Source organism: Streptomyces peucetius, from assembly GCF_025854275.1.
GTDB classification, from domain to species: Bacteria; Actinomycetota; Actinomycetes; order Streptomycetales; family Streptomycetaceae; genus Streptomyces; species Streptomyces peucetius_A.
In genome coordinates, this window is the sequence record NZ_CP107567.1 from 5,911,742 (window position 1) to 5,924,074 (window position 12,333).

11 protein-coding genes are annotated in these 12,333 nt (G+C 69.6%); 9 read left to right on the plus strand and 2 right to left on the minus strand.

The window, feature by feature from the left end; translation table 11 throughout:
* Nucleotides 1-25: 25 nt before the first annotated feature.
* The 6 genes from eccD to OGH68_RS27140 all read left to right on the plus strand — a co-directional run bounded on the left by eccD (nucleotide 26) and on the right by OGH68_RS27140 (nucleotide 7,125).
* Nucleotides 26-1,525, plus strand: a complete 1,500-nt coding sequence (gene eccD, locus OGH68_RS27115; protein ID WP_264247612.1) for a type VII secretion integral membrane protein EccD — start codon at nucleotides 26-28, stop codon at nucleotides 1,523-1,525.
* A 153-nt stretch (nucleotides 1,526-1,678) separates the two neighbouring features.
* Nucleotides 1,679-1,966, plus strand: coding sequence for a 30S ribosomal protein S15 (rpsO, locus tag OGH68_RS27120; protein ID WP_189889852.1), 288 nt, complete (start codon nucleotides 1,679-1,681; stop codon nucleotides 1,964-1,966).
* Between the two features lie 331 nt (nucleotides 1,967-2,297).
* Complete coding sequence (locus OGH68_RS27125) at nucleotides 2,298-4,514, plus strand: polyribonucleotide nucleotidyltransferase (RefSeq protein ID WP_264247613.1); 2,217 nt, start codon at nucleotides 2,298-2,300, stop codon at nucleotides 4,512-4,514.
* Nucleotides 4,511-5,890: a M16 family metallopeptidase gene (locus OGH68_RS27130; protein ID WP_264247614.1), complete on the plus strand. Its 1,380-nt coding sequence runs from the start codon at nucleotides 4,511-4,513 to the stop codon at nucleotides 5,888-5,890. Before OGH68_RS27125 ends, OGH68_RS27130 begins: the two co-directional genes overlap by 4 nt.
* Nucleotides 5,891-5,911: 21 nt before the next feature.
* Nucleotides 5,912-6,664, plus strand: a complete 753-nt coding sequence (gene dapB / locus OGH68_RS27135) for a 4-hydroxy-tetrahydrodipicolinate reductase (protein WP_264247615.1) — start codon at nucleotides 5,912-5,914, stop codon at nucleotides 6,662-6,664.
* 8 nt (nucleotides 6,665-6,672) lie between these two features.
* Nucleotides 6,673-7,125: a tetratricopeptide repeat protein gene (locus OGH68_RS27140; RefSeq protein WP_264247616.1), complete on the plus strand. Its 453-nt coding sequence runs from the start codon at nucleotides 6,673-6,675 to the stop codon at nucleotides 7,123-7,125.
* Nucleotides 7,126-7,210: 85 nt separating this feature from the next.
* Here the strand turns inward: OGH68_RS27140 and OGH68_RS27145 are convergent, their stop codons facing one another.
* Together OGH68_RS27145 and OGH68_RS27150 are read right to left on the minus strand one after the other, a co-directional pair.
* Nucleotides 7,211-7,756 (minus strand): hypothetical protein, encoded by a 546-nt coding sequence (locus OGH68_RS27145; protein WP_264247617.1) that lies wholly within the window; start codon nucleotides 7,754-7,756, stop codon nucleotides 7,211-7,213.
* A 149-nt stretch (nucleotides 7,757-7,905) separates the two neighbouring features.
* On the minus strand, nucleotides 7,906-8,145 hold the full coding sequence (locus OGH68_RS27150; RefSeq protein WP_264247618.1) for a hypothetical protein: 240 nt from the start codon (nucleotides 8,143-8,145) through the stop codon (nucleotides 7,906-7,908).
* Between the two features lie 266 nt (nucleotides 8,146-8,411).
* On the opposite strand from OGH68_RS27150, the gene thyX reads away from it, so the two are divergent.
* From thyX to OGH68_RS27165, 3 genes are all read left to right on the plus strand, one after another.
* Nucleotides 8,412-9,152: an FAD-dependent thymidylate synthase gene (thyX, locus tag OGH68_RS27155; RefSeq protein WP_264247619.1), complete on the plus strand. Its 741-nt coding sequence runs from the start codon at nucleotides 8,412-8,414 to the stop codon at nucleotides 9,150-9,152.
* A gap of 219 nt (nucleotides 9,153-9,371) precedes the next feature.
* Nucleotides 9,372-10,271 carry a 4-hydroxy-tetrahydrodipicolinate synthase gene (gene dapA / locus OGH68_RS27160; RefSeq protein ID WP_264247621.1) on the plus strand — a complete coding sequence of 300 codons (900 nt, stop codon included), beginning with the start codon at nucleotides 9,372-9,374 and terminating at the stop codon, nucleotides 10,269-10,271.
* Between the two features lie 163 nt (nucleotides 10,272-10,434).
* Complete coding sequence (locus tag OGH68_RS27165; RefSeq protein WP_264247622.1) at nucleotides 10,435-12,120, plus strand: ribonuclease J; 1,686 nt, start codon at nucleotides 10,435-10,437, stop codon at nucleotides 12,118-12,120.
* The last annotated feature ends 213 nt before the right edge of the window (nucleotides 12,121-12,333 follow it).

Consider the following 12,333-nt stretch of genomic DNA (forward strand, 5'->3'; position numbering starts at 1 on the left):
CCACGAGGGGAAGCAGCAGGTGAGTATGACGGCCCCAGCCGCGGCCACCGGAAACGGCCAGCCCGCTCCCGCGGCTCCGTCCGGCGGCGGAACCGGTTTCTGCCGGGTCACGGTCGTCGCACCGGACGGTCGCGTCGACGTGGCGTTGCCCGAGGACATTCCTGTCGCCGACCTCTACCCGGAGATCCTGCGTCTTTCCGGGCAGAGCCCCGCGCCGGGCGCCCCCGTCGGATACCACCTCGTGCGTCGCGACGGCAGTGTGCTGGAAGGGTCCCGCTCGCTGGCCGCCCAGCGCATCCTCGACGGTGAGCTGCTGTCCCTGCGTCCCTTCTCCGAGTCCCTGCCGCCGGCTGTCTTCGACGATGTCGCGGATGCCGTGGCGTCCGCCGTCGCCCGCGACCGGACACTGTGGACCGACGGTCTGATGCGTGCCTCCGGCCTGGTCGGCGGGTCGGTGCTGCTGGCGCTGCTGGCCTTCGTGCTGTGGACGGCCGACCCCCGGCACGACATGCACGGGCTGCCCGGCATCCTGGCCGCCGTCGCCGGTGTCCTGCTGCTGGCGCTCGCGGGGGTACGGGCCCGGGTCTACGACGACCGCGGCTCGGCCGTCGCCCTCGGCGCCGGTGCCATGGCGAACGCGGCTGTCGCGGGAGCGGGGCTCCTCCCGCTCGCCGAGGGCCAGGGCATCGGGAAGCTGCAGTTCCTGCTCGCGTGCGCGGCGGTCCTGGTCGTCTCCGTGATCCTCATGATCGTCTCGCCCGGCGGGGACGGACCCTTCGTGGCATTCGTCTTCGCGTCCGCCGTCGGGCTGCTGGTGACCTTCATTGCGATCATGACGGGGATGACCCCGAGCGAGACGGCCGCGGTGTGCGCGCCGCTGTCCGTGGGCGCACTCGCCTTCCTGCCCGGTCTGTCGACCCGCTTCGCCCGGCTTCCCATCGGTTTCGAACCGCCCCGGACGTCGGTCGGTGACTACGGGGACGATCCGACGCCCCCGGGGCCCGTCGACGCCCGGCGTATCGCCGCCCAGGCCCGGCGCGGCCACGAGCTGCTGCTCGGCCTCGTGGGCGGCTGCGCGCTCGTGGCCGTGGGCTCCGCCGCGGTGCTCGGCTTCTCCGACGATGTCTGGGGCCAGCTGCTGGCACTGGCCACCGGCGTCGCCATGCTGATGCGGGCCCACCTGTTCCGCTACACGACCCAGGTCGGCTGCGCTCTCGCGGCCGGGCTCGGCGCGCTCGTGCTGCTCGGACTGGGCCTCACGCTGAACCCGCCGACAGCCCTGTTCCGCGATGCGCTCGGAGGCGACTCCGCGGCGCTCGACATCCGTACGGTCTGGCTCACCGCCGCGATCGCCGGGGTCGCCGCGCTGATGGTCGCGATCGGGCTGATCGTGCCGCGCAAGGGGGTCACCCCGTTCTGGGGGCGCTTCCTGGAGATCGCGGAGACCGTTGTGCTGCTGACGCTCGTGCCGCTGTGTCTCGCCGTCTTCGACGTCTACCACTCCATCCGTGCGCTGACGTCTTAAACGGACTGGTACGCTGTGTGACGGCCGTCTGTGTACGCGCCCCGGAATACCGGGTGCAGCGCCCATCGGCCTTCGCCTCCGAGTCACGGAAGCTCCCCTGAGACAGAGACCAGGGGCACTCGCGGGCGCATCGAACACCATGAGGAGTACCGAGTGTCTCTCGACGCCGCTACGAAGAAGCAGATCATCGACGAGTTCGGCACCAAGGAGGGCGACACCGGCTCCCCCGAGGTCCAGGTCGCGATGCTCTCCCGCCGCATCTCGGACCTGACCGAGCACCTCAAGACCCACAAGCACGACCACCACTCCCGTCGTGGTCTGCTGATCCTGGTCGGCCAGCGCCGCCGGCTGCTGCAGTACCTGGCCAAGAAGGACATCCAGCGCTTCCGTGCGCTGGTCGACCGGCTCGGTATCCGCCGCGGTGCGGCCGGCGCCAAGTAAGTCGCCGTGAAGGGAGCGGTTCCCGCGCTGACGGGGCCGCTCCCTTTGCTGTACTCGCCGCACGCACGCTGCCTGCCGTGCCCGGCGTACCTGCGCACGTGCTGCTGTACGTGCGCGATGTGCCGGACGCCAATTAGTCTGGTCACACAACGACACACCTCATGAGCGAGAAGCCGCCTCCTCGCCGCCGGTCCTCGGTAGTGGCCCCCGGACATCATCCCCGGGTGCTTCGATCGAAGACCGGCCCGCACCCAAGGCGCTTCTCCTCCACCACCGTCCCCGGCCACACGGGCCGGCGGACGAAAAGACGAACACGTAGGAGAAACCCATAGTGGAGAACGAGACCCACTACGCCGAGGCCGTCATCGACAACGGCACCTTCGGCACCCGCACCATCCGCTTCGAGACGGGCCGCCTGGCCAAGCAGGCCGCCGGCTCCGCCGTGGCGTACCTGGACGACGACACCATGGTGCTGTCGGCCACCACCGCCTCCAAGAAGCCCAAGGACCAGCTCGACTTCTTCCCGCTCACGGTGGACGTCGAGGAGCGGATGTACGCAGCCGGCAAGATCCCCGGCTCCTTCTTCCGCCGTGAGGGCCGGCCCTCCGAGGACGCGATCCTCACCTGCCGCCTGATCGACCGGCCGCTGCGCCCGTCCTTCAAGAAGGGCCTGCGCAACGAGATCCAGATCGTCGAGACGATCATGGCTCTCAACCCCGACCACCTGTACGACGTGGTCGCCATCAACGCCGCCTCCTGCTCCACGCAGCTGGCCGGCCTGCCCTTCTCCGGCCCGATCGGCGGCACCCGTGTCGCGCTGATCCGCGGCCAGTGGGTCGCCTTCCCGACGCACACCGAGCTCGAGGACGCCGTCTTCGACATGGTGGTCGCCGGCCGCGTCCTGGAGGACGGCGACGTCGCGATCATGATGGTCGAGGCCGAGGCCACCGAGAAGACGATCGAGCTCGTCAAGGGCGGCGCGGAAGCGCCGACCGAGGAGGTCGTCGCCGCCGGTCTCGAGGCCGCGAAGCCCTTCATCAAGGTCCTGTGCAAGGCACAGTCGGACCTCGCCGCCAAGGCCGCCAAGCCCACCGGCGAGTTCCCGGTCTACCTCGACTACCAGGACGACGTCCTGGAGGCGCTCACCGCCGCCGTCAAGAGCGAGCTGGCCCAGGCGCTCACGATCGCCGGCAAGCAGGAGCGCGAGACCGAGCTCGACCGCATCAAGGAGCTCGCCGCCGAGAAGCTCCTCCCGGCCTTCGAAGGCCGCGAGAAGGAGATCTCGGGCGCCTACCGCGCGCTGACCAAGAAGCTGGTCCGCGAGCGCATCATCAAGGACAAGGTCCGCATCGACGGCCGCGGCATCACGGACATCCGTACGCTCGCCGCCGAGGTCGAGGCCATCCCGCGCGTGCACGGCTCCGCGCTGTTCGAGCGTGGCGAGACGCAGATCCTGGGCGTCACCACCCTGAACATGCTGCGCATGGAGCAGCAGCTGGACACCCTCTCCCCGGTGACCCGCAAGCGCTACATGCACAACTACAACTTCCCGCCGTACTCCGTCGGTGAGACCGGCCGCGTGGGCTCGCCCAAGCGCCGCGAGATCGGCCACGGCGCGCTCGCCGAGCGCGCCATCGTGCCGGTGCTGCCGACGCGCGAGGAGTTCCCGTACGCGATCCGCCAGGTGTCCGAGGCGCTGGGCTCCAACGGCTCGACGTCCATGGGCTCGGTCTGCGCCTCCACCATGTCGCTGCTGAACGCCGGTGTGCCGCTGAAGGCCCCCGTCGCCGGCATCGCCATGGGTCTGATCTCCGAGGAGGTCGACGGCCAGACGCACTACGTCGCCCTCACCGACATCCTCGGTGCCGAGGACGCGTTCGGCGACATGGACTTCAAGGTCGCCGGTACGAAGACCTTCGTCACCGCGCTCCAGCTCGACACCAAGCTCGACGGCATCCCCGCCTCGGTTCTGGCCGCCGCGCTGAAGCAGGCCCGTGACGCCCGCCTCCACATCCTCGACGTGATGAACGAGGCGATCGACGTTCCGGACGAGATGTCCCCGAACGCCCCGCGGATCATCACCGTCAAGATCCCGGTGGACAAGATCGGTGAAGTCATCGGCCCCAAGGGCAAGATGATCAACCAGATCCAGGAGGACACCGGCGCCGACATCACGATCGAGGACGACGGCACCATCTACATCGGTGCCGCCGACGGTCCGGCCGCCGAGGCCGCCCGCGCCACGATCAACGGCATCGCCAACCCGACCATGCCGGAGGTCGGCGAGCGCTACCTGGGCACCGTCGTGAAGACGACGACCTTCGGTGCGTTCGTGTCCCTGCTCCCGGGCAAGGACGGCCTGCTGCACATCTCGCAGATCCGCAAGCTCGCCGGCGGCAAGCGCGTGGAGAACGTCGAGGACGTGCTCGCCGTGGGCTCCAAGGTCCAGGTCGAGATCGCCGAGATCGACTCGCGCGGCAAGCTCTCCCTCATCCCCGTGGTCGAGGGCGAAGAGGGCGACGAGACGAAGGACGACGCTGCCAAGTGACGTCCCGCAGTTCGCAGGCGACGGCCCGCACCTCCTCGGAGGCGCGGGCCGTCGCCCGTACCCAAACACTCCTCAAGGGCAAGGACGGCATCGGCACCGTCCGGCGCACCACCCTCCCCGGTGGGCTGCGCGTCGTCACAGAGACCCTGCCCTCCGTACGTTCCGCCACCTTCGGCATCTGGGCGAACGTCGGTTCACGCGACGAGACGCCGTCGCTCGGCGGCGCGACGCACTACCTCGAGCACCTGCTGTTCAAGGGCACGAAGAAGCGTTCCGCGCTCGACATCTCCGCCGCCCTCGACGCGGTCGGCGGCGAGATGAACGCCTTCACCGCCAAGGAGTACACCTGCTACTACGCACGTGTGCTCGACACCGACCTGCCGCTGGCCATCGACGTGGTCTGCGACATGCTCACCGGCTCACTGATCCTTCAGGAGGACGTCGACGCCGAGCGCGGCGTCATCCTCGAAGAGATCGCGATGACCGAGGACGACCCCGGCGACTGCGTGCACGACCTGTTCGCGCACACCATGTTCGGCGACACGCCCCTGGGCCGCCCGGTCCTCGGCACCGTCGACACGGTGAACGCGCTGACCGCCGACCGCGTCCGGCGCTTCTACAAGAAGCACTACGACCCGACGCACCTCGTCGTCGCTGCGGCCGGCAACATCGACCACGCCACGGTCGTACGCCAGGTCCGCCGCGCCTTCGAGAAGGCCGGCGCCCTGTCCCGTACGGACGCCGTCCCCACGCCGCCCCGCGACGGGAGCCGCGCGCTGCGCACGGCGGGCAAGGTCGATCTGCTCAGCCGCAGGACCGAGCAGGCCCACGTGGTGCTCGGCATGCCGGGCCTCGCCCGCACCGACGACCGCCGCTGGGCGCTCGGCGTACTGAACACGGCCCTCGGCGGCGGCATGTCCTCGCGCCTCTTCCAGGAGGTCCGGGAGAAGCGCGGCCTCGCCTACAGCGTGTACTCGTACACCTCGGGCTTCGCCGACACCGGCCTGTTCGGTGTGTATGCGGGCTGCCGGCCCAGCCAGGTCCACGACGTGCTCAAGATCTGCCGCGGCGAGCTCGACCGGGTGGCCTCGGAAGGGCTGCCCGACGAGGAGATCGGCCGTGCGATCGGCCAGCTCTCCGGCTCCACGGTCCTCGGCCTGGAGGACACGGGTGCGCTGATGAACCGCATCGGCAAGAGCGAGCTGTGCTGGGGCTCCCAGATGTCGGTCGACGAGATGCTCGCCCGGATATCGGCGGTCACCCCCGACGAGGTACGCGAGGTGGCCGCGGACGTACTGGGACAGCGCCCGTCGCTGTCGGTCATCGGCCCGCTCAAGGACAAGCAGGCGGACCGCCTCCACGAAGCGGTCTCCTAACCCCCGTAAGGAAACGAAGCGATGAGCAAGCTGCGTGTGGCCGTCCTCGGCGCCAAGGGCCGTATCGGCTCCGAGGCCGTACGAGCGGTCGAGGCCGCCGAGGACATGGAGCTCGTCGCGGCGCTCGGCCGCGGCGACACGCTGGACACCCTCGTGGAGTCCGGCACCCAGGTCGTCGTCGAGCTGACCACCCCGGCGTCCGTCATGGACAACCTGGACTTCTGCGTACGCCACGGCATGCACGCGGTCGTCGGGACGACGGGCTGGACCGACGACCGGCTCGCGCAGCTGAACACCGCGCTCTCGGCCTCTCCCGGGACCGGTGTGCTGATCGCGCCCAACTTCTCCATCGGCGCGGTCCTCACCATGAAGTTCGCCCAGCAGGCCGCTCGTTACTACGAGTCGGTCGAGGTCGTCGAGCTGCACCACCCGAACAAGGCGGACGCCCCCTCCGGCACCGCCACGCGCACGGCGCAGCTCATCGCGGCCGCCCGCGCGGAAGCCGGCTGCGCGCCGCAGCCCGACGCGACGGTCACCGCCCTGGACGGCGCGCGCGGCGCGGACGTCGACGGGGTCCCGGTGCACGCGGTGCGGCTGCGCGGCCTGCTGGCCCACCAGGAGGTCCTGCTCGGCGGTGAGGGCGAGACGCTCACGATCCGCCACGATTCCCTGCACCACAGCAGCTTCATGCCGGGCATCCTGCTCGGTGTCCGCCGTGTGGTGTCCGCTCCCGGCCTCACGTTCGGCCTGGAGAACTTCCTCGACCTCGGCTGAGGCGGACCATGCGCGCAAAGATCACATACTTCGTCACGGCTGCCGTCCTGGTCGTCTACTTCGTCCTGGTCGGCAGCCGGGGCGTGATGCTGCTCAAGCAGGGCACCGCGCTGACGGTCACGTTCGGGGTCGCGGTGCTGATCCTGCCGGTGATCGGTGTCTGGTTCCTGTGGAAGAACACCCAGTTCGTCAGCCGGGCCAACCGGCTGGCGGTGGAACTGGAGGCGGAGGGCGGGCTGCCGGTCGACGAGCTCGTCCGGACGCCGGGCGGCCGTATCGACCGCGAGTCGGCGGATGCCGTGTTCGCGAAGCGGCGTGCCGAGACGGAGGATTCCCCCGACGACTGGCGCTGCTGGTTCCGACTGGCCGTCGCCTATCACGACGCGCGTGACACCCCGCGGGCCCGGAGGGCGATGCAGCGGGCGATCGCCCTGCACGACGGCAGGCCGGTCCCGAGCTGACGCGCGACTGATCCGGCGCGCCTGGGCAGAGCGCGCTCCGGGCCGGCCGGGACGTCGCCGGCTCATGGCGCTCCGGGGACGTCGGTCAGGCGGTGCGGTACTCGGCGCCCCACGCCTCGATCGTGTCCGCGGCGCGGTCGAAGGCCTCGGGGCGCGACAGGAAGTCCGCGTTGTGGTCCGTGAGCAGTATGAGCAGCTCGCCCTGGCGGCCCACCACCAGCGCCTGCCCCTGCACCGTCCGGGGCAGACCCAGCCAGCGCACCGGCTGCTGCACCGTGCGCAGCTCCGAGGTACGACGCCACTGCACCGTGCTGGTCCTGAAGAAGGCCACGCGCCGAAGGCCGTTCCGGCTGACCCAGACGCCCATGCGCAGCAGCCTCAGGGCCGCCCCGATCACGCCGAGACCGAGCAGGAAGCACGACCCGGCAGCGGGCAGCGCGCCGGCGAAGGCGATGATCATCCCCGCGATCAGCACGAACGAGGCGAGCAGCAGCAGCAGGGCTGCGACCCCGACGCGCCACGGCCCGGGGCGGTACGGTCGCCGCCACTGGTCGTGATCGTCGAAAGGCAGCGCGACGTCGTCCGTTTGCGTGTCAAAAGCACGGTCGGCCGTCAGAAAGGGCAGGGGCACGACGGATCCTCACTCACCAGCACACTCGATTGGGCTGTGCCCGGGTGAGGCTACCGAGGCCGCTCGGCGCCGACCACCCCAGGGTGGGCCATGGGGGTGCCACCCGCGCCGACGGACGGCGCGTGGTGGCGCGCAGGGGGAGGGGGAAGTCAGCGGCCCTGGGAGGCTTCGGACTTCTGGGAATGTGCCGGAGTCCGGTCCGTCTCCAGAGCGGGAAGCCCGAAGAGCAGGGACCCGACCAGTCCGCCCACGACGGTCAGCCCGACGAGCACCCGGCCCGCGAGCTGTGAGCGGCTGGGACGGACGCGCGGCGGCGGAGTGACGTTACTGCGGAAGGCATCGGCCTCGGCGACGAATGCGAAGGGGACGGCTTCCCGCCGGTGGAACATCGGTGACTCTCCAAGCAACTCGTGAGGGACGCTGTGCGGTTGGCCGCTGCGCTGCGGTCCAGGCGCGGCCGGTCGCTCGCGGCTGGACCTGTGCGATTCGGCACGGCCACTGGTACAGACGAACGCGAGCGTCATTCGGTGCCCGAATTCCCCGAATTGACCGGACGACACCTGGAGTGGCTGCTCGGCTGCCGTGGTCGGCGCTGTCGGTGCCGCGCCGTAGAGTGGGCGCCGCCCCGAGCGATGCACATGGAAGGACCCCGCCGGTGAGTGAGACCCCCGCAGAGATGGCCGAGCCCAGCTTCCGCAGCGATGTGACCGTCGAACTGGTGAAGCACACCGCCGGAGACTCCGACGTGCTGTGGGCCGCCCGCGTCTCCACCGCGGGTGAGCAGTCGCTCGAGGAGCTCTCGAAGGACCCCGAGCGGTCCAAGGGGCTGATCAACTACCTGATGCGGGACCGGCACGGCAGCCCCTTCGAGCACAACTCGATGACCTTCTTCATCAGTGCCCCGATCTTCGTCTTCCGCGAGTTCATGCGGCACCGTGCCGGCTGGTCGTACAACGAGGAGTCGGGCCGCTACCGCCGCCTGGAGCCGGTCTTCTACATCCCGGACGCCGAGCGGAAGCTCGTGCAGGAGGGCCGCCCCGGCAAGTACGTCTTCGTCGAGGGCACCCAGGCCCAGCAGGAGCTGACCGGCCGCGTGATGGCCGACTCGTACCGCCAGGCGTACGAGGCGTACGTGGAGATGCTCGACGCCGGCGTCGCCCGCGAGGTGGCCCGTTCCGTCCTCCCCGTCGGCATGTACTCGTCGATGTACGCGACGTGCAACGCCCGGTCGCTGATGCACTTCCTCGGTCTGCGCACCCAGCACGAGCAGGCGAAGGTGCCGTCCTTCCCCCAACGTGAGATCGAGATGGTCGGCGAAAAGATGGAGCAGCACTGGGCGAAGCTCATGCCGCTCACGTACGCCGCGTTCAATGCCAACGGGCGGATCGCCCCATAGGGCAGGGCACGGACATATCGGGCCCGGCAGGGCACAGATGTACGGCAGGCGCGGCGAAGTGTCCGTATTGCGGCGTTTCGAGAAGTTCATCTAGGCTGATCAAACGGACCCGGCACTGCTTGAACCCCCGAGCAGGCAGTGCCGGGCTCCGCATGCCACGTCGTACGTCACGTCCCCCAAGGGGACCCCCGGCGCTGAGCAGCGAGTAGCGTGTTACCCATGGCTCCGATCTCCACTCCGCAGACCCCCTTCGGGCGGGTCCTCACCGCCATGGTCACGCCCTTCACGGCGGACGGCGCACTTGATGTCGCAGGCGCCCAGCAGCTGGCCGGCCATCTGGTGGACGCAGGCAACGACGGCCTGATCGTCAACGGCACCACCGGCGAGTCGCCCACCACCAGCGACGCGGAGAAAGACCAGCTCGTACGGGCAGTACTGGAAGCGGTCGGAGACCGGGCCCACGTCGTCGCCGGAATCGGCACCAACGACACCCGCCACAGTGTCGAGCTCGCCCGCGCCGCCGAGCGCGCCGGCGCGCACGGCCTGCTCGCGGTGACCCCGTACTACAACAAGCCCCCTCAGGAGGGCCTGCTCCGCCACTTCACGGCCATCGCCGACGCGACCGGGCTGCCCGTGATGCTCTACGACATCCCCGGCCGCAGCGGCGTGCCGATCGACACCGAGACGATCGTCCGCCTGGCCGACCACCCGCGGGTCGTCGCCAACAAGGACGCCAAGGGCGACCTCGGCCGCGCCAGCTGGGCCATCGCCCGCAGCGGTCTCGCCTGGTACTCCGGCGACGACATGCTCAACCTGCCGCTGCTCTCCGTCGGCGCCTGCGGCTTCGTCTCCGTCGTGGGCCACGTCGTCACCCCGGAGCTGCGCGCCCTGCTGGACGCCTACCGGGGCGGAGACGTCCAGAAGGCGACCGAGATCCACCAGAAGCTGCTTCCGGTGTTCACCGGCATGTTCCGCACCCAGGGCGTCATCACCACCAAGGCGGCACTGACCCTCCAGGGCCTGCCCGCCGGCCCGCTGCGGCTGCCGCTCGTCGAGCTCTCTCCGGAGGAAACCGCGCAGCTCAAGCTCGACCTCGCGGCCGGTGGGGTACAGCTCTGAATCGGACTTCACAACTGAATAAGCGAAGCCCGGCCGACGCGACACGGGCCGACCCGCAGCGGTCGGCCGACGGACCCGGCCGGAACAGACAACAGCAAGTGCACGAATGTCATGTACGCCACGTGCCTCACCGGCAGGTGGCGTACATGGTGAGGAGAGTCTTTTGAGTCATCCGCATCCTGAACTCGGCGCGCCGCCCAAGCTGGCGAAGGGCGGCCTGCGCGTCACTCCGCTCGGCGGTCTCGGTGAGATCGGCCGGAACATGACCGTCTTCGAATACGACGGCCGGCTGCTCATCGTCGACTGCGGTGTCCTCTTCCCCGAGGAGGAGCAGCCCGGGATCGACCTGATCCTTCCGGACTTCACCACCATCAGGGACCGCCTCGACGACATCGACGGCATCGTGCTCACGCACGGCCACGAGGACCACATCGGTGGCGTCCCGTTCCTGCTCCGCCTGAAGCCGGACATCCCGCTGATCGGCTCAAAGCTGACCCTCGCCCTGATCGAGGCCAAGCTCCAGGAGCACCGGATCCGCCCGTACACGCTCGAGGTCACCGAAGGCCACCGCGAGCGCATCGGTCCGTTCGACTGCGAGTTCATCGCCGTCAACCACTCCATCCCGGACGCGCTGGCCGTCGCCATCCGCACCCCCGCGGGCCTGGCCGTCCACACCGGCGACTTCAAGATGGACCAGCTGCCGCTGGACCGGCGCCTCACCGACCTGCACGCCTTCGCGCGGCTCAGCGAGGAGGGCATCGATCTGCTGCTCTCCGACTCGACGAACGCCGAGGTACCGGGGTTCGTGCCGCCCGAGCGCGACATCTCCAACGTGCTGCGCACCGTCTTCGCCAACGCCCAGAAGCGCATCATCGTGGCCAGTTTCGCGAGCCACGTCCACCGCATCCAGCAGATCCTCGACGCGGCGCACGAGTACGGAAGGCGTGTCGCCTTCGTGGGGCGTTCGATGGTCCGCAACATGGGCATCGCCCGTGACCTGGGGTACCTGCGCGTCCCGGCCGGGCTGGTCGTCGACGTCAAGACCCTCGACGACCTGCCGGACCACGAGGTCGTGCTCGTCTGCACCGGCTCGCAGGGCGAGCCGATGGCCGCCCTCTCCCGGATGGCGAACCGCGACCACCAGATCCGGATCGTCCAGGGTGACACGGTCATCCTGGCCTCGTCCCTCATCCCGGGTAACGAGAACGCGGTCTACCGCGTGATCAACGGCCTCACCCGCTGGGGGGCCAACGTCGTGCACAAGGGCAACGCCAAGGTGCACGTCTCGGGCCATGCCTCGGCCGGAGAGCTGCTGTACTTCTACAACATCTGCAAGCCGAGGAACCTGATGCCGGTCCACGGCGAGTGGCGTCATCTGCGCGCCAACGCCGAGCTCGGCGCCCTGACGGGTGTCCCCAAGGACCACATCGTGATCGCCGAGGACGGCGTCGTCGTCGACCTCGTCGACGGCAAGGCCAGGATCGTCGGCAAGGTCCAGGCCGGTTACGTGTACGTCGACGGTCTGTCCGTCGGCGACGTCACGGAGCCCGCACTCAAGGACCGCCGCATCCTCGGCGAAGAGGGCATCATCTCGGTGTTCCTCGTCGTCGACAGCACGACGGGCAAGGTCGTCGGCGGACCCAACATCCACGCGAGGGGGTCCGGTATCGACGACGCGGTGTTCGCCGCGGTCACGCCCAAGATCGAGGAGGCGGTCGCCCGGGCGGCATCCGACGGCGTCGCCGAGCCCCATCAGCTGCAGCAACTCGTCCGCCGCACGGTGGGCAAGTGGGTCTCCGACACCTACCGCCGGCGCCCGATGATCCTCCCTGTCGTCGTCGAGGTCTGACGAGCCCCGACGGCGCCAACACCGGAGCGGGGCCCCCGATTTGCATCGGGGCGCCCCGCTCCAGTACGTTTACGGCTCCGCCTGAACGGGAACCCCGCACACCCATGTGTGCTTCGGGATGCCCGGAGGGGGCGGGGAATTCCGACTCAGAATCTCTGATAAAGTCGGAACCGCCGGAAAGGGAAACGCGAAAGCGAGGAACTGGAAGGCAGG

Coding starts and splice junctions, on each gene's coding strand:
- eccD (WP_264247612.1), top strand. CDS start 26: ATGACGGCCCCAGCCGCGGCCACCGGAAACGGCCAGCCCGCTCCCGCG.
- dapB (WP_264247615.1), top strand. CDS start 5,912: ATGAGCAAGCTGCGTGTGGCCGTCCTCGGCGCCAAGGGCCGTATCGGC.
- OGH68_RS27140 (WP_264247616.1), top strand. CDS start 6,673: ATGCGCGCAAAGATCACATACTTCGTCACGGCTGCCGTCCTGGTCGTC.
- OGH68_RS27150 (WP_264247618.1), bottom strand. CDS start 8,145: ATGTTCCACCGGCGGGAAGCCGTCCCCTTCGCATTCGTCGCCGAGGCC.
- dapA (WP_264247621.1), top strand. CDS start 9,372: ATGGCTCCGATCTCCACTCCGCAGACCCCCTTCGGGCGGGTCCTCACC.